Annotated in this window: 21 protein-coding genes; 10 read left to right on the top strand and 11 right to left on the bottom strand. The window is 74.6% G+C overall.

Going from position 1 to position 20,887, the window contains the following annotated elements; genetic code table 11:
• From ABWK99_RS03355 to ABWK99_RS03375, 5 genes are all read left to right on the top strand, one after another.
• The coding region (locus ABWK99_RS03355; RefSeq protein ID WP_372593281.1) for a hypothetical protein at positions 1–1,082 on the top strand (1,082 nt) is incomplete at its 5' end.
• A 10-nt stretch (positions 1,083–1,092) separates the two neighbouring features.
• Complete coding sequence (locus ABWK99_RS03360; RefSeq protein WP_372593299.1) at positions 1,093–1,773, top strand: DUF4129 domain-containing protein; 681 nt, start codon at positions 1,093–1,095, stop codon at positions 1,771–1,773.
• Positions 1,770–2,948 carry a DUF4350 domain-containing protein gene (locus ABWK99_RS03365; protein ID WP_372593282.1) on the top strand — a complete coding sequence of 393 codons (1,179 nt, stop codon included), beginning with the start codon at positions 1,770–1,772 and terminating at the stop codon, positions 2,946–2,948. Before ABWK99_RS03360 ends, ABWK99_RS03365 begins: the two co-directional genes overlap by 4 nt.
• 146 nt (positions 2,949–3,094) lie before the next feature.
• The gene (locus tag ABWK99_RS03370; RefSeq protein ID WP_372593300.1) at positions 3,095–4,051 is read left to right on the top strand and encodes an AAA family ATPase; all 957 of its coding nucleotides are present in this window, start codon (positions 3,095–3,097) and stop codon (positions 4,049–4,051) included.
• 1 nt (position 4,052) lies between these two features.
• The gene (locus ABWK99_RS03375; protein WP_372593283.1) at positions 4,053–5,345 is read left to right on the top strand and encodes a DUF58 domain-containing protein; all 1,293 of its coding nucleotides are present in this window, start codon (positions 4,053–4,055) and stop codon (positions 5,343–5,345) included.
• Between the two features lie 34 nt (positions 5,346–5,379).
• On the opposite strand, the gene ABWK99_RS03380 is transcribed toward ABWK99_RS03375, so the two are convergent.
• Positions 5,380–6,375 carry a stage II sporulation protein M gene (locus ABWK99_RS03380; protein ID WP_372593284.1) on the bottom strand — a complete coding sequence of 332 codons (996 nt, stop codon included), beginning with the start codon at positions 6,373–6,375 and terminating at the stop codon, positions 5,380–5,382.
• A 58-nt stretch (positions 6,376–6,433) separates the two neighbouring features.
• Here ABWK99_RS03380 and ABWK99_RS03385 point away from each other — a divergent pair, with 58 nt between their 5' ends.
• The gene (locus ABWK99_RS03385; RefSeq protein WP_372593285.1) at positions 6,434–7,252 is read left to right on the top strand and encodes an RDD family protein; all 819 of its coding nucleotides are present in this window, start codon (positions 6,434–6,436) and stop codon (positions 7,250–7,252) included.
• Positions 7,253–7,299: 47 nt separating this feature from the next.
• Here the strand turns inward: ABWK99_RS03385 and ABWK99_RS03390 are convergent, their stop codons facing one another.
• From ABWK99_RS03390 to ABWK99_RS03410, 5 genes are read right to left on the bottom strand one after another with little or no spacing between them, the layout of a single operon-like run.
• Entirely contained in the window at positions 7,300–8,217 is a 918-nt protein-coding gene (locus tag ABWK99_RS03390) for a cation diffusion facilitator family transporter (RefSeq protein WP_372593286.1), read from the bottom strand.
• Between the two features lie 2 nt (positions 8,218–8,219).
• Complete coding sequence (locus ABWK99_RS03395) at positions 8,220–8,411, bottom strand: Trm112 family protein (protein WP_372593287.1); 192 nt, start codon at positions 8,409–8,411, stop codon at positions 8,220–8,222.
• A complete protein-coding gene (locus ABWK99_RS03400; protein WP_372593288.1) occupies positions 8,408–9,907 on the bottom strand; it encodes a phosphomannomutase/phosphoglucomutase in 1,500 nt (499 codons plus the stop codon). The genes ABWK99_RS03395 and ABWK99_RS03400 overlap by 4 nt, the downstream gene beginning before the upstream one ends.
• Before the next feature lie 48 nt (positions 9,908–9,955).
• Positions 9,956–10,171 carry a hypothetical protein gene (locus ABWK99_RS03405; RefSeq protein ID WP_372593289.1) on the bottom strand — a complete coding sequence of 72 codons (216 nt, stop codon included), beginning with the start codon at positions 10,169–10,171 and terminating at the stop codon, positions 9,956–9,958.
• The gene (locus ABWK99_RS03410; protein WP_372593290.1) at positions 10,171–10,527 is read right to left on the bottom strand and encodes a DUF3499 domain-containing protein; all 357 of its coding nucleotides are present in this window, start codon (positions 10,525–10,527) and stop codon (positions 10,171–10,173) included. The genes ABWK99_RS03405 and ABWK99_RS03410 overlap by 1 nt, the downstream gene beginning before the upstream one ends.
• 255 nt (positions 10,528–10,782) lie before the next feature.
• Here ABWK99_RS03410 and ABWK99_RS03415 point away from each other — a divergent pair, with 255 nt between their 5' ends.
• Both ABWK99_RS03415 and ABWK99_RS03420 read left to right on the top strand, forming a co-directional pair.
• Positions 10,783–11,145, top strand: coding sequence for a metallopeptidase family protein (locus ABWK99_RS03415; protein ID WP_372593301.1), 363 nt, complete (start codon positions 10,783–10,785; stop codon positions 11,143–11,145).
• 42 nt (positions 11,146–11,187) lie between these two features.
• Entirely contained in the window at positions 11,188–12,057 is an 870-nt protein-coding gene (locus ABWK99_RS03420) for a glycosyltransferase family 2 protein (protein ID WP_372593291.1), read from the top strand.
• A gap of 28 nt (positions 12,058–12,085) precedes the next feature.
• Here ABWK99_RS03420 and ABWK99_RS03425 read toward each other — a convergent pair whose 3' ends face one another.
• Genes ABWK99_RS03425 through ABWK99_RS03435 form a run of 3 tightly spaced genes read right to left on the bottom strand, consistent with a single transcriptional unit; the run spans position 12,086 to position 17,354 of the window.
• A complete protein-coding gene (locus ABWK99_RS03425) occupies positions 12,086–13,621 on the bottom strand; it encodes a DUF5719 family protein (RefSeq protein WP_372593292.1) in 1,536 nt (511 codons plus the stop codon).
• Entirely contained in the window at positions 13,621–16,986 is a 3,366-nt protein-coding gene (locus ABWK99_RS03430) for a glycosyltransferase (protein WP_372593293.1), read from the bottom strand. Before ABWK99_RS03430 ends, ABWK99_RS03425 begins: the two co-directional genes overlap by 1 nt.
• 41 nt (positions 16,987–17,027) lie before the next feature.
• Complete coding sequence (locus tag ABWK99_RS03435) at positions 17,028–17,354, bottom strand: WhiB family transcriptional regulator (protein WP_372593294.1); 327 nt, start codon at positions 17,352–17,354, stop codon at positions 17,028–17,030.
• Between the two features lie 199 nt (positions 17,355–17,553).
• Between ABWK99_RS03435 and ABWK99_RS03440 the strand changes: the two genes are divergently transcribed.
• Positions 17,554–18,330, top strand: a complete 777-nt coding sequence (locus ABWK99_RS03440) for a TIGR03089 family protein (protein ID WP_372593295.1) — start codon at positions 17,554–17,556, stop codon at positions 18,328–18,330.
• A gap of 2 nt (positions 18,331–18,332) precedes the next feature.
• Here the strand turns inward: ABWK99_RS03440 and manA are convergent, their stop codons facing one another.
• Positions 18,333–19,526 carry a mannose-6-phosphate isomerase, class I gene (gene manA / locus ABWK99_RS03445; protein ID WP_372593296.1) on the bottom strand — a complete coding sequence of 398 codons (1,194 nt, stop codon included), beginning with the start codon at positions 19,524–19,526 and terminating at the stop codon, positions 18,333–18,335.
• Between the two features lie 129 nt (positions 19,527–19,655).
• Between manA and rfbA the strand changes: the two genes are divergently transcribed.
• A complete protein-coding gene (gene rfbA, locus ABWK99_RS03450) occupies positions 19,656–20,525 on the top strand; it encodes a glucose-1-phosphate thymidylyltransferase RfbA (RefSeq protein WP_372593297.1) in 870 nt (289 codons plus the stop codon).
• Between the two features lie 65 nt (positions 20,526–20,590).
• On the opposite strand, the gene ABWK99_RS03455 is transcribed toward rfbA, so the two are convergent.
• Positions 20,591–20,887: sugar nucleotide-binding protein (locus tag ABWK99_RS03455; protein ID WP_372593298.1), on the bottom strand; the 297-nt coding region annotated here is incomplete at its 5' end.

Raw genomic sequence — 20,887 nt, forward strand, 5'->3', positions numbered from 1 at the left:
ACGGGCAACCCCAGTACGGCCAGCCCGGCTACGGGCAGCCCGGCTACGGGCAGCCCGGCTACGGGCAGCCCGGCTACGGGCAGCCCCAGTACGGCCAGCCCCAGTGGGGCGGGCCCCAGGGCTGGGCGACACAACCGGTCCAGCGCGGGATCATCCCCCTGCGCCCCCTGAACCTCGGTGAGGTCTTCGACGGGGCGATCCGCGCGGTCCGCGCGAACCCGACGGTGATGTTCGGTTTCGCCGCGATCATCGTCGGCCTGGCGGTCCTGCTCGGTGCCGTGATCCAGTGGGGCCTCGTCGGGACCCTGAGCGCGAGCCTGGACGACGTCACGGCAGAGCTGGACCCGACCGGCCAGGCGGGGCTGAGCGACTCGCTCGGTGGCGCGTTCGCGCAGCTCGCCTCCTTCCCGTTCCTCGCGCTGGCCACGACCATCCTCACCGGCGTGCTCATCGTCTCGGTGAGCCGCTCGGTGATCGGCACGAAGATCTCCGTCGGCGAGCTGTGGTCCGGGCACTGGAAGCGGATCCTCTTCCTCGCCCTGGTCTTCTCCCCCGTCCAGGGCGCCCTCGTGCTGCTCGGCATCGGTGCGCTCCTCACCCCCGCGATCCTGGCCGGCGTCAACGGGAACGAGGCCGGCGCGTTCGGGCTCGGTCTCCTCGGCGCCGTGGCCAGCGTGGTGGCCGTCATCTGGTTCCAGACCCGCACCCTGCTGATGCCCGCGACGATCGTCCTGGAGGGCACCGGCATCCGGGAGGCGATCGTCCGCGGGTGGACCCTCACCCGGGGCAGCTTCTGGCGGCTCTTCGGCATCTACCTGCTGACCTCGTTCATCGCGAGCATCGTCGCCCAGGCCGTCGCCTTCCCCGCGGCGCTGCTGGCGATGTGGCTCGCCGGCGACGCCTACCTGACCTCGGCGACGGGGATCGGCATCACCGCCGTCGGCACCGCGATCAGCAGCGCGCTCACGGTGGTCTTCACGGCCTCCGTCATCGCGCTCCTGTACATCGACGTCCGGATGCGCCGGGAGGGCCTGGACATCGAGCTGGCCCGCGCGGCCGAGGCCGCCGCCACCCCGCGGTGATCCGGGCGTGATGCTGCACGTCGGCGGGGCCCTGGTCGACGTCCCCGTCGAGCCGGACTCCGCCACGGCTCGGCAGTGGCTCCGCGACGAGCTCGCCAAGGCTGTCTACCACCAGCAACCGAGCCTGCTCGAGCGGCTGTGGACCTGGGCGACGGAGCAGTTCCAGCGCTTCCTCGAGGCCGCGAGCGGTGTCGACGGCCGGTCGAGCCTGCTCATCGTCGTGGGGGCGATCGTGGTGATCGCGGTCATCGCCCTCCTGGTCGCCGGGCCCGTGCAGCGCAGTCGCGCGGCCGCACGCGCCTCGACGGAGGTGTTCGGTGACGACACGCGCTCGACCGCCCAGCTCCTCGCGGCGGCCGAGCAGCACGCCGCCGCCGGCCGATTCGGGCCGGCCGTCCTCGACCGGTTCCGCGCCCTGCTGCGCAGCCTCGAGGACCGCACCGTCCTCGATCCCCGTCCCGGGCGCACGGCGGACGAGGGCGCCCGCGAGGCCGGCGACCGGCTCCCCGGTTGCGCCGTCGAGCTCCTCGCCGCCGCCCGGCTCTTCGACGACGTCTGCTACGGCGATGCCGAGGCGGACGCCGAGGACGACCGCTGGCTGGCCACCGTCCTGGCCCAGGTGGCCGCGACCCGCCCCGCCGCCCTCGCCGACGGCCCCCAGGACGCACCGGCTGCCGAGGTCCTGCGATGAGCACGGCTCCGCTGGTGGCATCCGCACCCGTCACCCTCGGCGGTGACCCCCGGGCGCGTGCCCGCAGCGGCTGGCGGCGGGCACGGGGGCCGCTGCTCATCGTCGGCATCCTCGTGCTGGTCGGCCTGCTCGCCGCCCTGCTGCGCCCGCTCACGGGAGACGAGCCCCTGGCGCCGGACAACCCCGCACCCGACGGTGCCCGAGCGCTCGCCGAGGTGCTCGGCCGGCAGGGCGTGGAGGTCGTGGAGATCGCGACGACCGCAGAGGCCGTCGCCGCCGCCACGAGCGGGGTGACGCTCCTCGTGGTGGGCACCTACCCGCTCGACACCGCCGACGTCACGCAGCTGGCGGCCACCTCCGCCGACCTGGTCCTGGCCGGACCGGAGGACTCCCACCTGCGCACCCTGACCGATGGCGCCCTCGAGACGGGCTACGCCTTCGGCACCCGGACGGTCGGCGCGGGATGCTCCGACCCGGACGCCACCGCGGCCGAGACCGTGACGAGCCGTGGCTGGGGCCTGATCGCGACGGACGAGCGCGCCACCGTCTGCTTCGCCGCCGCCGACGACGAGGGCGGCGCCTACGGCTGGGTCTCGGTCGGGACACGCCGCGTCGCGGTGCTCGACGACGCGGCGATGCTCTCCAACCGGCACATCGACGAGGACGGCACCGCCGCACTCGCGCTCCGGGTGCTCGGTCGGCACCCCACGCTGCTGTGGTTCCGGCCGACCGCGCAGACCGCCCCGGAGGTCGGGATGGGCGACCTCCTCCCGGCGGCGGCGGGCCCGCTCTTCGGGCTGCTGGCCGTCCTGGTCGCCGCGGCGGCGCTCTGGCGCGGTCGGGCGCTGGGCCGAGTGGTCGCCGAGCCGCTCCCCGTCGCGGTGAGCTCGGTGGAGACGACCCTCGGCCGCGGTCGCCTGTACCGCGCCTCGCGCGCCAGGGGTCACGCGGCAGCGTCCCTGCGCGCCGGCACGGCGCTGCGCACGGCTGCCCGGCTGGGGCTGAGCCGGGCAGCGGGGGCCACCGAGGTCATCGACGCCCTCGCCCGGGCGACCGGCCGCAGCACGGCCGAGATCGCCTCCCTCCTGTACGGACCGCCGCCCGCAGACGACACCGAGCTCGTGGCACTCGCCACGGCGCTGACCCAGCTCGAGAGCGAGGTACATCCCACGTGAGCGACCCCACCTGGCAGTCCGGCGTCCCGCAGCCGCCTGAGACCGCTGCTGCCCCGCCGCCTGCCACGCAGCCGCCCGCCGCGCCGCCGTCCGCCCAGACGCGAGCCGTGCCGACTGCCGAGCCGCCCGCCGTGCCGGCGGAGTTCATGCCGTCCGCTGAGCTCCGCTCCCGCCTCGCAGGACTGCGCACCGAGGTCGGCAAGGCCGTGGTCGGCCAGGACGGAGCGGTCACCGGCCTGCTCATCGCCCTGCTGTGCCGAGGCCACGTCCTGCTCGAGGGCGTCCCCGGCGTCGCCAAGACGCTCCTCGTGCGGACCCTGAGCGCCGCCCTGGACCTCGCGACCACGCGCGTCCAGTTCACCCCCGACCTCATGCCGGGCGACGTCACCGGGTCCCTCGTCTACGACGCCCGCACCGCCGAGTTCTCCTTCCGGGAGGGTCCGGTCTTCACCAACCTGCTCCTGGCCGACGAGATCAACCGCACCCCGCCCAAGACCCAGGCCTCCCTGCTGGAGGCGATGGAGGAGCGACAGGTCTCGGTGGACGGGCGTCCGCGCCCGCTCCCCGACCCCTTCCTGGTGATCGCGACCCAGAACCCCGTCGAGTACGAGGGCACCTACCCGCTGCCGGAGGCTCAGCTCGACAGGTTCCTGCTCAAGCTCACCCTCCCGCTGCCGACCCGCGAGCACGAGATCGAGGTCATGCGGCGCCACTCCGACGGCTTCGACCCACGCGATCTGCGTGCGGCCGGAGTGCGCCAGGTGGCCGATGCCGCGGTCCTGGCAGCGGCTCGCGCCGAGGTCGCCCAGGTGCAGGTCGCGCCGGAGATCCTCGCCTACGCCGTCGACGTGTGCCGGGCCACGCGCAGCTCGCCGTCGCTGTCCCTGGGCGTCTCCCCCCGCGGCGCCACCGCGCTGCTCGCCACCAGCCGGGCCTGGGCGTGGCTCTCGGGCCGGAGCTACGTGACCCCTGACGACGTCAAGGCACTCGCCCACCCGACGCTGCGGCACCGCGTCCAGCTGCGCGCCGAGGCCGAGCTCGAAGGTGTCACGGCGGAGAGCGTCCTGGACACGGTCCTGGCCGCCGTACCCGTGCCTCGCTGAGATGGCGGTCTCCTGGCGGGCCGTGGCGCTCGTGGCCCTCGGCGTGGTGCCGGTGCTGCTGGTCCCTGCACCGCTGACCGTCGCCCTGTGGACGCTGCTCGTGGTCCTGGTGTGCGCCCTCGACCTCTCGCTCGCGGCCTCCCCGCGCCAGATCACCGTCACACGCAGCGTCCCGAGGTCCGTGCGGCTCACGACGGCCGCCACCTCGACGCTCGTGGTGACGAACGGATCCGCGCACCGCCTGCGTGGGGTGGTCCGCGACGCGTGGCAGCCCTCGGCAGGGGCCACGGAGAACCGTCACCGCGTCGACGTGCCCTCCGGGGAGGCCACCCGGCTGCGCACGACGCTGGTCCCCACCCGCCGCGGCGACCGGCTCGCCGACCGGGTGACGGTGCGCGCCTTCGGCCCGCTGGGCGTCGCCGCACGGCAGGCCTCGGCCGCGGTCCCCGGGCGCCTGCGCGTGCTGCCCGAGTTCGCCTCCCGCCGGCACCTGCCCTCCCGCCTGGCCCGGCTCCGGGAGCTGGACGGGCGCACCGCCGTGCAGCTGCGGGGCGCAGGGACCGAGTTCGACTCGCTGCGCGAGTACGTCATCGGTGACGACGTGCGCTCGATCGACTGGCGTGCGACGGCCCGGCGCTCCGAGGTCGTGGTGCGCACCTGGCGGCCCGAGCGGGACCGCCGTGTGCTCATCGTCCTGGACACCGCCAGGACCTCGGCCGGCCGGATCGACGACATGCCGCGGATCGACGCCTCCATCGAGGCGGCGCTGCTCCTGGCGGCCCTGGCCACCAAGGCCGGCGACCGCGTGGACCTCATCGCCTTCGACCGCAGGATCCGGGCGCAGGTGGCGGGGACGAGCGGGCCACGGCTGATGCCGGCCCTGGCCGATGCGATGGCTCCGCTCGACCCGGCGCTGGTCGAGACCGACTGGCCGGGGGTCGTCGCCGCCGTGCAGCAGCGCCTGTCCCAGCGGGCGCTCGTCGTGCTCCTGACCGCCCTCGAGCCGGCGGCCATGGGTCAGGGGCTGCTCCCGGTCGTCGCGCCTCTCGCCCACGACCACACGCTCGTCGTCGCCTCGGTGCAGGACCCCGAGGTACGTCGCATGCAGCACCGGCGGGCCGAGGCGGCCGAGGTGTACGACGCCGCGGCGGCCGAGCGCACCGAGCTCGAGCGCACTGCCGTCACCGTGCGGCTGCGTCAGCGCGGGGTCGAGGTCGTCGACGCCCTTCCGGAGGAGCTGGCCCCGCGCCTGGCCGACATGTACCTGGCCCTCAAGGCCGCCGGGCGGCTGTAGGCCCGAGCGCCGCGGGGCCTCAGGCCGCGAGACCTCAGGCCGCGAGCGGGACCGATGCGGTGGCCTCCGACGACCGGAGGCCACCGGTCTCCCCCGCGCGCACGGCACGTCGACCGAGCACGAGCACGTAGGCCCAGAAGGCCGCCAGCACGAGCGCACCGATCGCGATCTTCAGGGCCCACGGGAGCGACGAGGGCGTGAGGAAACCCTCCAGCAGCCCCGAGACGGCCAGCACCCCGATCAGGCCGATCGCCACCGTGAACAGGGCGATCCCCTCCTCCGCGAGCGCACGGGCACGCGGACGGCCGCCCGGGTCGACGACCGTCCAGAAGATCCGGAACCCCGCGGCCGCGGCGACGAACACGGCCGTGAGCTCGAGGAGCCCGTGCGGGAGGATCATCTGGAAGAAGATCCCGAGCCCACCGTTCAGGTGCATGATCGCGCCCGCAGCACCCACGTTCACCGCGTTCTCCACGATCACCCGGGCCGGCCAGTAGCCGGTGATCCCGAAGGCGACGCACTGGGCGGCGATCCACGCGTTGTTCGTCCAGACCTGGGCGAAGAAGCTCGTACCCGGGTAGTTCGAGTAGTACTGGGTGAACTGGTCCTCGGCGTAGGTGCGCAGCTCGGCAGGCGTCCCGAGGGCGGCCTGCGCCTCAGGGCTGTGCACGACGTTCACGCCGGCGACGACGGCGATGAGCACCGTGGCGAGCGTCACCCCGACCGTCCACCAACGGAGCCGGTAGAACGCCGCGGGGAGCGTGACGACGACGAAGCGCCGCACATCGCGCCAGGCGGGGTCGTGCGCCCCGGAGATCGCCGAGCGTGCCCGGGCGAGGCTGTCCGAGAGTCGCGCGATGAGGGTCGGGTCGGGGGCGGCCGACCGCACCTGGGACAGGTGCGTGGCGACCTCCTGGTAGAGGCGCACGAGCTCGTCGCTCTCGCTCCCGCTCAGCCTCCTGCGGCGGGCGAGGGTCTCGAGCCGTTCCCATGAGGTGCCGTGCACGGCGGAGAACGCGTCGAGGTCCACGACGGGTAGCCTGCCACAGGAGCGGCCGGTCGCTCCCGTGGCCGCAGAGAGGGGCGCGATGTCGGAGGAGATCCTCATCGGCGAGGGCGTGCTGCTCGACGCCCGACCCGCATCCTTCGCCACCCGGATCCTCGCCGCGGTGATCGACGTCCTGGTCGTCGGGATCGCCTCGGTCCTCGTGGTCACCCTCGCGGTCAGCGCGGCGGCCTTCACCCTCGACGACGCCGCGATCGCCGCCGTGGTGATCTCGGCTCTCGCGATCGTGACGGTCGTGGTCCCGACCCTCGTCGAGACCCTCAGCCGCGGTCGTTCCCTCGGCAAGCTCGTCATGGGCATCCGGATCGTCCGCGACGACGGCGGGCCGGTCCGCTTCCGTCATGCCTTCGTCCGTGCGCTGACCGGGGTGCTCGAGCTGTGGTTCACCGCGGGGATGGTCGCGATCCTCACCTCGATCGTGCACCCGCAGGGCAAGCGGCTCGGCGACCTGCTCGCCGGGACCTACCCGGTGCGGGTGCGCAGCGGGCAGAAGGCCCTGCCTCCGGTGGTCATGCCTCCCGAGCTCGCCCGCTGGGCCGCGCACGCGGACATGCGTCGACTGCCCGACGGCCTCGCACTGTCCGCCCGCCAGCTCCTGGGCCGCGCCGATCGCCTCAACCTGGGGTCACGCGCCCGGCTCGGCATCGAGCTCGCCGGGCAGGTGGAGGCCTACGTGGCCCCCGGCCCGCCCCCGGGGACGCACCCCGAGCGGTTCCTCGCCGCGGTTCTGGCCGAGCGCCGCAACCGCGAGTACGCCCACGCGGTCGAGGTGGTGCGTCGAACGGCCGCGGAGACGGCGCAGGTCGAGCGCCTCCCGCACGGCGTCCCCGACCCGCACTGAGGACGACCGGCACGGAGGACGACCCGCACCGAGGACCCGGGCGACGCTCAGACCCGGGTGTGCCGCAGGTCGGGCTCGAGGTAGATCACGCAGGTGATCGGGAGCGCAGCACGGACCCTGACCTCCGCCGCGTCGATCGCCTCAGCGACGTCCGCCGCGCTCGCCGCGGCCGGGACCGCGAGCTTCGCGGCGACGAGCAGCTCGTCAGGGCCCAGGTGCAGCGTGCGCAGGTGGATGACCGACTCCACGCCCTCGCCGACCAGCGCCGCACGGACCGCCGCGACGTCCCTCGGCGTGGCCGACTCCCCCAGCAGCATCGACTTCGTCTCCGCGGCGAGGATGACCGCGATGACGACGAGCAGGACACCGATCGCCGCGGAGCCGATGGCGTCCCAGCGGCCGTCGCCGGTGCCCAGCGTCATCCCCACGCCGAAGAGGGCGAAGACGAGACCGAGCAGGGCCCCGATGTCCTCGAGCAGCACGACGGGCAGCTCGGGCGATCGAGAGGTCCGGATGAAGCCGACCCAGCTCTGCTTCCCGCGCACCAGGTTGCTCTCGCGCACGGCGGTGCGCAGGCTGAAGCCCTCCATCACGATCGCCGCCAGCAGGACGGCGATCGGCACCCAGTGCCACGCGTCGATGGGATGCGGGTCGCTGAACTTGTGCCAGGCCTCGTAGAGCGCGAAGAGGCCACCGAGGGTGAAGAGCACGATGGAGACGACGAACGCGTAGAAGTACCGCGCACGGCCGTAGCCGAAGGGGTGCTCCTCGTCGGGGAGCCGCCGTGCGCGTCGTCCGCCGAGCAGCAGCAGGAGCTGGTTCCCCGAGTCCGCGACGGAGTGGACACCCTCGGCGAGCATCGCGCTCGAGCCGGTGAGCGCGAACGCGACGAACTTCGTCACGGCGATCCCGGCGTTGGCCGTCAGCGCGGCGATGATCGCCTTGGTCCCACCATGGGTCGCCATCGCTACTCCTCGGTCCCTGACTCGTCTGTCACCATCTCGCCCAGCAGCAGCACGGGGATGCCGTCCCGGACGGGGAAGCGGTGCACCTGCGGTCCCTCGCAGGCAAGGACCGTCCCACCGTCGGCGTCCAGCAGCGTGGCGCCGCAGGCCGGGCAGCGCAGCAGCCCGCGCGCCCACGCGTCGAGACGGCTCACTCCTCGCCCTCCGCTGCGCGCACGAGGGCGAGGACGTCGTCGCGGACCTTGACCATGATGTCCTCGTCCGCGGCCTCGACGTTGAGCCGGAGCAGCGGTTCGGTGTTCGACGCCCGCAGGTTGAACCACCAGCGCGGCTGGTCGTCCCAGTGCGAGACGGTCAAGCCGTCGAGCTCGTCGACGACGACGGGGCCGGCGCCCTGCGTCGTGACGTAGGCCTCGACGACGCGGGCCCTGGCCGCCGGGACGTCGGCGACCGTCGAGTTGATCTCCCCGCTCGCGGAGTAGGGCTGGTAGACCTCGGCGAGCGCGGACATCGGCACGGCCTCGCCCTGCAGGTCCGTCGCCGTGCCGAGGGCCGCCAGGACGTGCAGCGCGGCGAGCATGCCGCTGTCCGCGAAGAAGAACTCCCGGAAGTAGTAGTGCGCGCTGTGCTCCCCGCCGAAGACGGCGTGGTTCTCGGCCATCTCGGACTTGATGAAGGAGTGCCCCACGCGGGTCCTGACCGTGATCGCGCCCGCCGCGGTGAGCAGGTCGGGGACGGCCCTGGAGGTGATGAGGTTGTGGATCACCGTCGCGGTGCGCCCCTCCTGCTTCTCCCTCGCGACCTCGCGCAGCCCCACCAGGGCCGTGATCGCCGACGGGCTGACGGCACGGCCGAGCTCGTCGACGACGAAGCACCGATCCGCGTCGCCGTCGAAGGCGAGCCCGAGGTCGGCACCGTGCGCCACGACGGCGGCCTGGAGGTCCACGAGGTTCGCCGGGTCGAGCGGGTTCGCCTCGTGGTTCGGGAACGAGCCGTCCAGCTCGAAGTACAGCGGCACGACGTCGAGCGGCAGCTCGGGAAGACCCGCCTCGGCGCCCAGGACGGCGGGGGCCGTGAGCCCCGCCATGCCGTTGCCCGCATCCACGACGACCTTGAGCGGGCGGATGGAGCCGAGGTCGACCAGCTCCCGGAGGAACGTGGCGTACTCGCCGACCATCTCGCGAGTGGTCACCTCTCCGCGCGACTCGTCCTCGACCGAGGGGACACCGTCGCGCAGGTAGCGCGAGGCGACCTCGCGCACCTCGGCCAGGCCCGTCGCCTCGCCGACGGGCCGAGCCCCCGGCCGGCACAGCTTGATCCCGTTGTACTTCGCCGGGTTGTGGCTCGCGGTGAACATCGCACCGGCCACGTCCATCGTCCCCGAGGCGTGGTAGAGCCCGTCGGTCGAGCAGAGCCCGATGGTCACGACGTCGACGCCACGGCGCGTGACGCCGTCGGCGAAGGCCGCGACCAGACCGGGCCCGGACTCCCTCATGTCGTTGCCGATCGCCACCCGCGGCCGGGCGGAGAGCGGGCCGTCCGGCGCCCCGGGAAGCACCACGACGTCGGCGAAGGCCGCTCCGAGAGCCTGCGCGACGTGCTCGTCGAGCTGGTCAGGGACGATGCCTCGGACGTCGTAGGCCTTGACGAGGCCGGACAGGTCAGGGAGGGCGTCAGGAGTCGCAGTCACAGGCGCAGCCTAGTGACACCACCGGCGGGCGCGGACCAGGACGTGGGCTCAGCGCGTCGGTTTCTGGGTCCTGGCCAGCACGGACTCGATCGGGAGAGCGGTCCACCCGCCCTCCTCCTCGGTCAGCCACTGCCGCTGCTCGCAGGAGTGGCAGGACACGAAGAGCACCTCGGTGCCGTCGGTGAGGACCATCGGCAGCCGGGTCATTCCCCCGCCGCCGCACTGCACGCACCGCTCGGGCGCGTCGAGCCCCGGCTCGCTCATCAGCCCTCCCCCGGCAGCACGCGCAGGTGACCCCGGCGCGGCCCGTCATGGTCGGTCAGCACGGCCGCCTGCGGGACAGGTGCCGGACGACCCGCCTCTCGAACCGCGTCGGCGAGAGCGAGGAGGTCGTCGGAGGTCGGCCCCGTCGGGACGAACTCGGGCGAGACGCGGACGACCTCCCAGCCGCGCGGGGCGGTCAGCCGACCCGCGTGCTCGGAGCAGAGGTCGTAGGAGTGGGGTTCGGCCAGCTGGGCGAGGGGACCCAGGACCGCCGTGGAGTCCGCGTAGACGTAGGTGAGGGTGGCAACGGCAGGGCGCCCGCAGGCGCTCCTGGTGCACTGACGACCTGACCTCACCCCGCGAGACTACCCGCCGCCTGCGACACGGGTGCACGGGCCACGCCGGGTGCGCCCTCCGGCTCCGCGCACCGACCCTCGGCGGCCGTCGCCGGCGTGGTGCACGGGCCACGCGGGTCCGTCGCTCGGCTCGCGCGTGTCCCCGTCGTCCGTCCCGTACCGCCGTAGAGTGGTCAGGTGAGCCTGCGCCGTTCCGCCGTCCCCCCGGTGCGTCCGCGGCGGCGGGACCGCCGAGGACGTGGACCGCGCGGACCGCTGCTCCCCGCGGCGCTCCCGGGACATCGCAGCCGCGCCGAGCAGTTCGACGACCTGGTCCTCGACGCCGTCGAGCGGCTCGAGGTCCGGTGGGCCCGGCAGCTGGCAGGGACCGAGTTCGCGGTGGAGGAGGTCCCGCCGTCCGCCCCCGCTCCGTGGGAGCACGGAGGAGTGCCCCTCGGTCGCTACTTCCCGGCCGACGCCGGGCTGCCCGCCCGCATCGTCGTGTACCGCCGCCCCGTCGTCACGCGGGCCGTGGACCCCGCCGATCTCGCGGACCTGGTGCGCGACGTCCTGGTCGAGCAGGTGGCGCACCTGCTGGCTCGGGCACCCGAGGACGTCGACCCCGGCTACCGGGGCTGAGCACGCGCTCGGCACCCGGCGAGGGCCGTTAGGCTGAGCCCGATGAGCACCGCCGAGAGCACCCGCGTCCGCGTGGTCTGCGTGACGTACCACCCGGGTCCGGAGCTCGACGAGTTCCTGCAGAGCCTCGGGCAGGCGAGCGGTGCCGAGCTCGAGATCGTCCTGGTGGAGAACGGCACCGACGACGGCCCCGCGCGCGCCGCCGTCCAGGCCGGCGGAGGACGGGTCGTGGTCCCCGGGAGCAACCTCGGGTACGGCCGCGCCGCGAACCTCGGCGCCCAGGGTGCGACCCAGCCGTGGGTCGTCGTCGCGAACCCGGACGTCGTCTGGCACCCGGGTTCCCTCGACGCCCTGCTCGAGGCCGCCGAGCGGCACCCCCGCGCGGGAGCCGTTGGACCGGCGGTCCTGGATCCCGACGGGAGCCGGTACCCCTCCGCGCGCGAGCTGCCGTCCCTGCGCCAGGGGATCGGCCACGCCGTCCTCGGCCGGGTGTGGCCGACGAACCCCTGGACGGCCGCCTACCAGCGCCGCCAGGAGAGCACGGGTGACCAGGAGCGGGTGGCGGGGTGGCTCTCCGGGGCCTGCCTGCTGCTCCGCCGTGAGGCCTTCGAGCAGATCGGTGGCTTCGACGACGGCTACTTCATGTTCTTCGAGGACGTCGACCTCGGTGAGCGGCTCGCACTGGCCGGCTGGTACAACCTCTACGCGCCGCAGGCCGCGGTGACCCACGCCCAGGGGACCTCCTGGCGCGAGCGTCCGGCGCCGATGATCCGCGCGCACCACGCCTCGGCCGCCCGGTACCTGTCGCGGCGCTACCACCGCTGGTACCAGTGGCCCCTGCGCACCGCGATCCGTCTCGGGCTCGCCGTGCGCCGCACGGTCGAGCTGCGCAGGGCCGCCGCCCGGAGCTGACCCCGACCCGCGGCACCGCGCCGCGGGATCAGCCCAGCCGCACGTCCACGGCGGAGCGGGCCGTGGGGACGGCCACCGGCCCCAGCACGGCGATCAGGGTCCCGTCGTCATCCGGGACCTCGAGGACGACGCCCCAGGCCACCTCGACGTCCGACCGCACCACGAGACCGGCGGCGTCGGCCTCGTCCGCCACCAGGTCCTCGCCGGGGAGGGCGAGGCTCTCCCCTGGAGCGACCGCACGGCTCTCGGTGCTCAGCACCGAGCCGTCGGCACCCAGGGTCTCGACCGTGACCACCGTCGGTGTCGCCCCGTCCGAGGGCGGGAGCGCGACCGCGAGGGACCAGCCGGCCAGTCCCGGCAGCGCGACGACGTCCCCGTGCCCGGTCGCCGTCGCCGCGGCCCAGGCCCGGTCCACGGCTCCGTCCCCGCCCGGGTCGGCCGACTGCTCGCCCCGTGCCACCATCGCCCCGGCGACCACCGGGACGTCGGCATCCACCACCAGGCTGTAGGTCCCGGCGCCGAGTCCCGCGAGCGGGATGTCCAGCACCTCACCGGCCGCGAGGCCGAGGTCCTGCGCGCCGGGCAGCGGGACCGCCCCGTCGGGGCCCAGCAGCGTGACGTCGACGGATCCGTCCACCTCCCCCGGGACCAGCAGGCGAAGGAGTGCAGGGTCCTCGTCCCCGCCGAGGAGGGCGACCCCGGGGATCACCTGGCGCAGCGCAGGCGCTCGTCCGGGCACCACGGCGCTGACCCCCGTCGGGGTGAGCCCGTCCAGGGAGCTGTCCTGGAGGTACGCCGAGACGGTCCCTCCGGTGGCGCTCACACCGACGACGATGCGTTCCTCGTCGAGGGCGAGGCCCTCGAGCAGGACGGACCGTTCGGTCCCGGCCGGGACCAGGAGCTCAGGCGCCGCCGCGAGGACGACAGGTCCCGCTGCCCCCCAGACCCGGATCTGGACCGTTGCGGGCGTCTTCCCGGGGTTCTGCAGGACGAGCAGGGCACTGGACTGCACCCCCGTGCTCCCACCCACGAGCCACGCCTCGCCCGAGGCCGGCCGGCAGGACGCAGCCACCAGTCCACGCAGGTCGCCGGCGTCGGTCCTGGTGACGACCGAGCCCGCGAGCGAGACCGGTCGGTCCTGACCGCCGTCCGCGTGGACGACGAGCGCCTCCTGCGGGGCCTGGAGCAGCAGGGCAGAGGCCAGCCCGCTGCCCGGGAGCGCCTCGACGGGCTCCGCCGAGTCGAGGGTGCGCAGGAACGCCGAGGCCAGGCTCGTGCCCTGACCGGTGCTCACGGCGCTGAGCACGGCGACGGGCGAGACGGGTGCCGGGTCGAACTCGGGGTCGATCGCCGCGTCGGGGTCCGTGGTGCCCGCGGCGAGGCGCACGGGGCTCGGGCAGACGAGGTCGGTCGCGGGGGACTCCACCGGCACCGCGAGCGGCGCCACCGGCTCGGGCACCCGGGCCGGGAAGCGCTCGCCGCCCACGACGACCGCTGCCGGGAGGGCGAGCACGGCAAGGGTCGCCGTCGCGCGCAGGACGGCACGCTGCCAGGGAACGGCCATCAGGACCTCCTGCGGCGGACGGGGACCGCGAGCAGCACCGTGCCCAGCAGGACGAGGCCCTGCACGGCGAGCCAGCCCGCGCGGATCGGGGGTCGGTAGGTGATCACCAGCTGGCCCCCGTCGGTGCCCAGCTCGAAGGCCTGCCGCCAGTCGGTCGTGACGGCGCGCAGCGGGCGTCCGTCCAACCAGGCGCGCCAGCCCGGGTCGGCGCGCTCCGCGAGGACGACCACGCGCGAGGCCTCGGACGGCGCGACGGCGCTGTCGACCGTCCTGAGCTCCGAGGGCAGCGCGGTGACCTCGTCCATCTCCGGTCCGGTGCCAGCGAGCCGCGCCCAGGACGTGACGCGGGAGTCGGTGGACACCCGCCAGAAGGTGCCGGCCTCGGTCTCGGTGACCCGCTCGAGACCCGACGTGCCGTCGAGGACCCCCGCCAGGGCGCGAGCGGCCGCCAGCGCCTCCGCGTCCTGCTCGGGCGTACCGCCGCTCGCCGCCGGTGGCACGAGGACGCCGCCGATCGCCAGCGCTGCCGCACCGTCGGGGCCGGACCCGACCCCTGCCGTCAGGTCGGCGACGACCGAGGCGAGCTCGGCGGTCGCCGCGTCCGGCTCCCCCACCGCCGCGTCGAGGGGCGGCCCGGTCACGGCGCGGGCCGCGGTGATCGCGATGCCGTCGATCAGCAGGGTGCCGTCGCCCTGGAGCAGTGCCGCACGGACCGAGCCGTCGGACTCCGGCTCGAGCACCAGGACCCGGGCAGCCTCCGGCGCCTTCTGGAGCTGGGTCCCCGCCGCGGGGACCGTGGGGCCGCTGACCAGGCTCAGCGCCGTCCCGTCCGCACGCACGCTCGCCACCCATCCGGTGAGGAGGGCGGTCGGTCCCGACCACGCCACGAGCACGAGAACGCCCGCCGTCACCTGCCGCCAGCCGAAGCTCGTCCGGGACAGCGCCGGGCGCGCCCCGGCGGCGCCGAGGACTGCCGCGAGAAGGAGTCCGAGCAGGGCGAGGCTCAGCGCAGGACCGGCCCAGAGCGTCGTCATGACGTCCTCGGTGGCGTCCGTGGTCACCGACGAGGAGGTCACGGCCCGGGCGAGAGTCACGGGGACGACCCCGACGAGCACAGCGGTCGCCGCGCCGAGTGCTGCCAGCACCCAGCCGAGGCGGACCGCGCGAACCGCAGGTGGACGACGGACGAGCGCGAGCAGGGCGACGAGCACCACGACGCCGGTCGCCGCGAGAGGCAGCGCCAGCCATGCGGAATCGGCGCTGCCACCCGTCAATGCGGAGAACCACCCCTCCGGCGCACCGGCGGACGGCCACCCGAGCAGCAGCTGCCACGCGGGCGCCGCCTCGGAGGCGACCGGAAGCCCGGGATCGGCGAGCAGGGCGCGCCACCCGTCGTCTCCCAGTGCCACCACGGACGGCGCCATGAGGACCACGGCGGGAAGGGCGACCCAGGCCATCCGTGCGCGGCGGCGCCACACACCCAGCACGAGGAGCGTGAGCAGCCCGAGCGGGAAGAGCACGGGCGCCGAGGCGCTGACGACCGCGAAGGCCAGCGCGGCGCCGGCTGCGGCGGCCAGGGACGCCTCGGCGGTCGCCGGCCGCGGGGCCGGGACGGGCGCGTCGTCGGGCAGGGCACCCGCCCGTCGGGCGCCGACGAGTCCGGACTCGACGACGTCCACCCGGGCCACGCCGAGGGCGCGCGCCACACCCAGCGCCACCCACGGCAGGAAGGCGTGGGCCACCACGGCGCCGAGCCGGGCCTCGGAGACCGCGAGCAGGAGGACGGGCGAGGCCACCCACGCGGCGGCGGCCCAGGCGCGCACGGCCGTCGACCTCGTCGCCGCGCCGGCGGCGAACCAGGCGCCGAGGGCGGCGATCAGGAGTCCGCCGACCTCGAGCACCGCTGCCGCCGTCCCCGTCCCGCCCGTGAGTGCCGTCACCGGGTACAGGACCGCGAGGAAGGGCGCGTTGGGGCCCGGCTCGCCGAGCCCCCCGGTGATCCACCACGAGGTCACGGCGGCCCCGAGCTCGCGCAGACCGCTGCTCCCGTCGACGAGCGCTCCGCCCGTGAGCCGTTGGCCGCCCAGCACATGCCCGAGGGACGGACCGACGCTCGCGACGGTCAGCGCGAGAGCCGCCAGCACGACGGCGCCGAGCACTCCGCGCCGACGCGCGCCCAGGGCGGCGAGCTCACGCTGCTCGAGCTCGCTCGGTGCGACGACGGTGCGTCGGCTCTCCGCGGCGGCCAGCCGACGGTCGCGCTGCTCCCGGAGGACCGAGCGCCAGGTCACCTCCAGCGGACGCAGTCCGCCGCGGCGCAGCCGGCGCGTCCTGCGCGCCGTCGTCCGGGCGGCGGCGATGCGGTCCGGTCGGGACAGCACGCGCACCGGCGCCATGAGCTCCGCCGCGACGAGCCGGGGCTCCTTGAGGACGATCCGGAGCAGGGCACGACCGATCCCGCTGAGCAGGGTGAGGACCACGACCACCGGCACGAGGGGCAACGGAGCACCGGCCAGCTGGGCGTGCAGGTACGCCTCACGCCGCAACCGGGTCGATCGAGCCTTGTCCCAACCCTCCCGACGGTGGCCGTCCAGACCGAGCGAGGCCTGGGCGTGCACGACAGCGGCCGCGGGCACCACCACGACCCGATGCCCCGCGAGACGCGCGCGACGGGACAGGTCGAGGCCGTCGCCGTACGGACCGAGGGCCGGGTCGGTCCCGCCGAGCTCGTCCCACACGTCGCGCCGGACCAGCGCACCGGCCAGCCCGACCCCCAGGACGTCCTCGCGGCCGTCGTGCTGGCCCTGGTCCACCTCGTTGTCGTCGAGGAGGGTCATCCGCCGCCCGAAGCGCGAGGTGGAGACCCCGACCTCCAGCAACCGCGTCGGGTCCGACCACGCGAGCTGCTTGCAGCCGGCGATGACCACCGACGGCGCGATCTCCACGGCCGTGCGCAGGCGGGCGAGGGCGTCGGGCCGCGGGGCGGAGTCGTCGTGCAGGAGCCAGAGCCACGCGGTGCGGTCCCCCTGCGCGAGCGCGCGGCGCACCGCGTCGCCGAAGGTCCTCGACTGGGGCTCGTGACGCAGCGACGGACGCCGCTCGTCGTCGAACACGTCGAGCAGCAGGTCCGGCAGGCCGGGGTCAGGCTCCGCGCCGACGTCGACCACGACGGCCGACCGGGGCAGCACGGTCTGCGCGGCGAGAGCCTCGAGGGTCGTGCGCAGGTACGGCGTGATCCCGGCGGTCACCAGGACCACGGTCGCCGCGACGGTCGCCGGCCCGTCCCCGAGCGGGGCGGCGGGCGCGGGGCCGTCTCCGAGAGGTCCGGTCGCGCCGCGGCCGGCCTGCACGGGTGGATCGTCCATGGTGGTCCCTCCGACGCCCGGGAGGGCGCCTGATGAGGGTCTCAGATCACACGCCGCTTGAGCTTGCGCCGCTCACGCTCGGACAGCCCGCCCCAGATCCCGAAGCGCTCGTCGTTCTCGAGCGCGTACTCGAGGCACTCCGCGCGGACGTCGCACCCCGTGCAGACCCGCTTGGCCTCGCGGGTGGAGCCGCCCTTCTCGGGGAAGAACGCCTCGGGGTCCGTCTGCGCGCACAGCGCGCGCTCCTGCCAGTCGAGGATCGTCTCCTCGATGTCGTCCGTGCCGAAGAGGGAGACGACGGGGGCGACACCGACCGGCTGGCTGAGCTCGCTCGGGAACGGTCCCTCGTCGCTGAGCACGTTCCACATCGCAGAAGCCTCCGTGGCCTGGTCGAGTCACACTGTTCGGGTAGCAGGCGGCAGCATGACCGGGAGGATCCGATCGGGCCGCGTGAACCGCATGACTGGAATTACACGCGTGTCATCCGCTGGAGTCAAGCCCGGGTGTGTTAGAAGCGGGCATTCCGGGGCGTCCGAACGGGTGAACTCCCGCGCCTACCCTGGGGGCATGAGCTCCGTGCAGCCGATCGGCGACCTCCTGGACCGGCTCCGTCGTGACCCCGGACGGCCCCGCGTGACCTGGTACGACGCCGACGAGCGCGTCGAGCTCTCGGGCCATGTGCTGGACAACTGGGTGTCCAAGACGACGAACCTGCTCGTCGAGGAGCTCGACCTCGGCCCGGGCCGGACGGCGGTCGTCGACCTCCCGGGGCACTGGCGCGCCGTGGTGTGGTGGCTCGCCGTGCTGCGCACGGGCGCCCGGTTGTCCACCACGAGCGCGGCCGACCCGCACCCGGACGTCGTGATCACCGCCGACGCGTCGTCCTGGCCGACGGCACCGGAGCTCGTCGTCGTCACGCTCCCGGCCCTTGCTCGTCGCGCGGACGGCCCGCTCCCGCCCGGGGCGATCGACGCCGCCGCCGCGGTGATGACCTACGGGGACGCCCTGGGACCCGTCGTGGCGCCACCGAGCGACTCTCCCGCCCTGCACCCGTCCGCCGGGGGCCCGGACGTGAGCTTCGAGGATCTGACCGACTGGGCGGCCCGCACCGCTGACCTCGCGGCCCTGGCCGTCCCGTCGCCGGCCGCGCTGGCTCCCGCCCCGGGTCCGCGTCGCGTGCTGATCGCCGCCACCGGCCCGCTCGACGGCCTGCTCGCGGCCTGTCTCGCGGTGCTGGGCGCCGACGGGTCGGTCATCCTGTGCTCGGCGGACCTGGCAGCGGCGCTCGCCGAGGACCCCGCCCGCCTCGAACGGCTCCGCGCGGGCGAGCGGGTCACCGACTGACCTCAGGGCACGTCGGCCTGGACCAGCGTCCCGCTCCCGACGATCGTCAGGGGGCCGTCGGCGGCACTCGCGAAGGCGCTCTGCCCCCGGGCGAGGGTGAGGGTCCCCGCGGAGCCGGTGAGGGCCACCAGTCCCTCGAGGCACACGAGGACCCGCGGGCCGCGTCCGGGGAGCGGGTGCGCGCCACCGTCCTCGACCGTGGTGATCGACAGCTCGAAGTCGTCCACCGGCGCGTAGAACACCTTGGTCGCTCCCCAGAACAGCTCGGGGGCGATGCGCAGCGGGGGCGCCGCGACCTCGTCCAGGCACTCGAGCAGCCCCGCGACGTCGGTGGGCTTGGTGGTCAGGCCACCGCGCAGCTCGTTGTCCGATGCCGCCATGACCTCCACCGCCATCCCGGACAGGTACGCGTGCACGGTGCCCACCGGGATGTACATCGCCTCCCCGCGGTGCAGGGTCACGGGGTTGAGCAGCAAGGAGGCCACCCCGGCCGGGTCTCCGGGGTACTCCTCGCCGAGGATGACGACGGTGCGGTCGGCACGCGCGGACGGGGAGCCGTCCCACAGTCGTTGGGCGCAGGCGGTGGCGACCTCGCGGACCGCGTCCGAGCCCGGCCTCGTCGCGGGGTCGAGCAGCATCCGGAACGCGGAGACGACCCCCGCGGCGTCGGGACGTTCGAGGAGCGTCGCCCGAAGGGTGCGGGCGAGCGGGACGTCGAGACCGTCGAGCAGCTCGGCCGCCCGCCGCGGCGCCCGGAACCCGCACAGCGCCTCGAGGGTGGTGAGCGCGTACAGCAGCTCGGGCTTGTGGTGCGGATCGGGGTAGGCGCGGTCGGGCGCGTCCCGCGGGATCCCGGCCGCCTCCTCCGCCGCGAAGCCGGCCGCGGCGTGCGCGGCGTCCGGGTGGACCTGGAGCGCGAGCGGCGAGTCGGCGGCGATGAGCTTGAGCAGGTACGGCAGCCGGGGGCCGAACCGTGCCACGACGTCCGCTCCGAGCACCCCCTCGGGGTCCGCGGCGATGTGGTCGGTGAGCGTCGTCGCGCCCTCGGGCGGCTCGACGATCGCGGGCGAGGACGGGTGGGCACCGAACCACGCCTCCGCGAGGGCCCTGCCGTCCGGGTCCATCCCGAGCGCCCGTGGGATCGCCGTCGGGGAGCCCCAGGGGTAGCGACGTGACGTCGACGTGAGCGGCAGCACATGTCCTCCTCGATGACGGACCGTCCGGCCAGCGTATCGGCGTGCGCCCCGGGAGCGCAGGCGGGCCGGCGGCGAGAAGCCGGCGCCCGGTGCACACGAGGGAGGCCGAGTAGGCCAGACTGAGTGACTATGCGCGGAATCATCCTGGCCGGCGGGTCCGGCACCCGACTGAACCCCATCACGCTCGGCGTCAGCAAGCAGCTCGTGCCGGTCTACGACAAGCCGATGATCTACTACCCGCTCTCCACGCTCATGCTCGCCGGGATCCGGGACGTGCTCGTCATCACGACCCCGCACGACGCCGAGCAGTTCCACCGCCTCCTCGGCGACGGCTCGCAGTTCGGGATCTCGATCAGCTACGCCGTCCAGGCGGTGCCCAACGGTCTGGCCCAGGCCTTCGTGCTCGGCGCCGACTTCGTCGGGGACGAGGCGGCCGCCCTGGTCCTCGGCGACAACATCTTCTACGGCCCGGGGCTCGGCGAGCGGCTGGGTCGCTTCGAGAACATCGACGGCGGCGCCGTCTTCGCCTACCGGGTCGCCGACCCGAGCAGCTACGGGGTCGTCGAGTTCGACGAGTCGGGTCGCGCGCTGTCGCTCGAGGAGAAGCCGGCGGTGCCGCGGTCGAACTACGCCGTGCCGGGCCTGTACTTCTACGACAACGACGTCATCGCGATCGCCAGGGACCTCGAGCCCTCGGCCCGCGGGGAGTACGAGATCACCGACGTCAACCGCACCTACCTCGAGCAGGGACGGCTCCAGGTGGAGGTCCTGCCGCGCGGGACGGCGTGGCTCGACACCGGCACGTTCGACTCCCTGGTCGAGGCCTCGGACTACGTGCGCACGATCGAGCACCGGCAGGGCCTGAAGATCGGCTCTCCGGAGGAGGTCGCCTGGCGCAAGGGCTTCCTCAGCGATGACGAGCTGCGCGACCGGGCAGAGGTCCTGGTCAAGTCCGGGTACGGCTCGTACCTCCTGGGGCTGCTCGACCAGGGCCGCTGAGGGCCGCTGAGGCTCGCTGAGGCGCACGGGCGCGCCCCGTCCGCCACCCGCGCCTCCGGGGGCGCTCAGCCCGCGAGGACCGTCGGCGCGGCCTGCTCCCAGCGCGACCGCCAGTCACCGATCGGCTCGACACCGATCGAGCGCAGCGACTCGTGCCCGAGGACCGAGTACGAGGGGCGCGGCGCCGGCCGGACGAAGGCCTCGCTCGTCGTCGTGCGCACGATCTGCGGGTCGAGTCCGGCAGCCAGGACGGCCGCCTGGGCGAAACCGTGCCAGGAGGTCTGCCCCGACGACGTCCCGTGGTAGGTCCCGGCCGGAGCCTCGGCCGCGACGAGGCGCAGGATCAGGTCGCTGAGGTCGAC

The sequence above is a fragment of the Actinotalea sp. genome, assembly GCF_041597215.1.
Lineage (GTDB): Bacteria > Actinomycetota > Actinomycetes > Actinomycetales > Cellulomonadaceae > Actinotalea.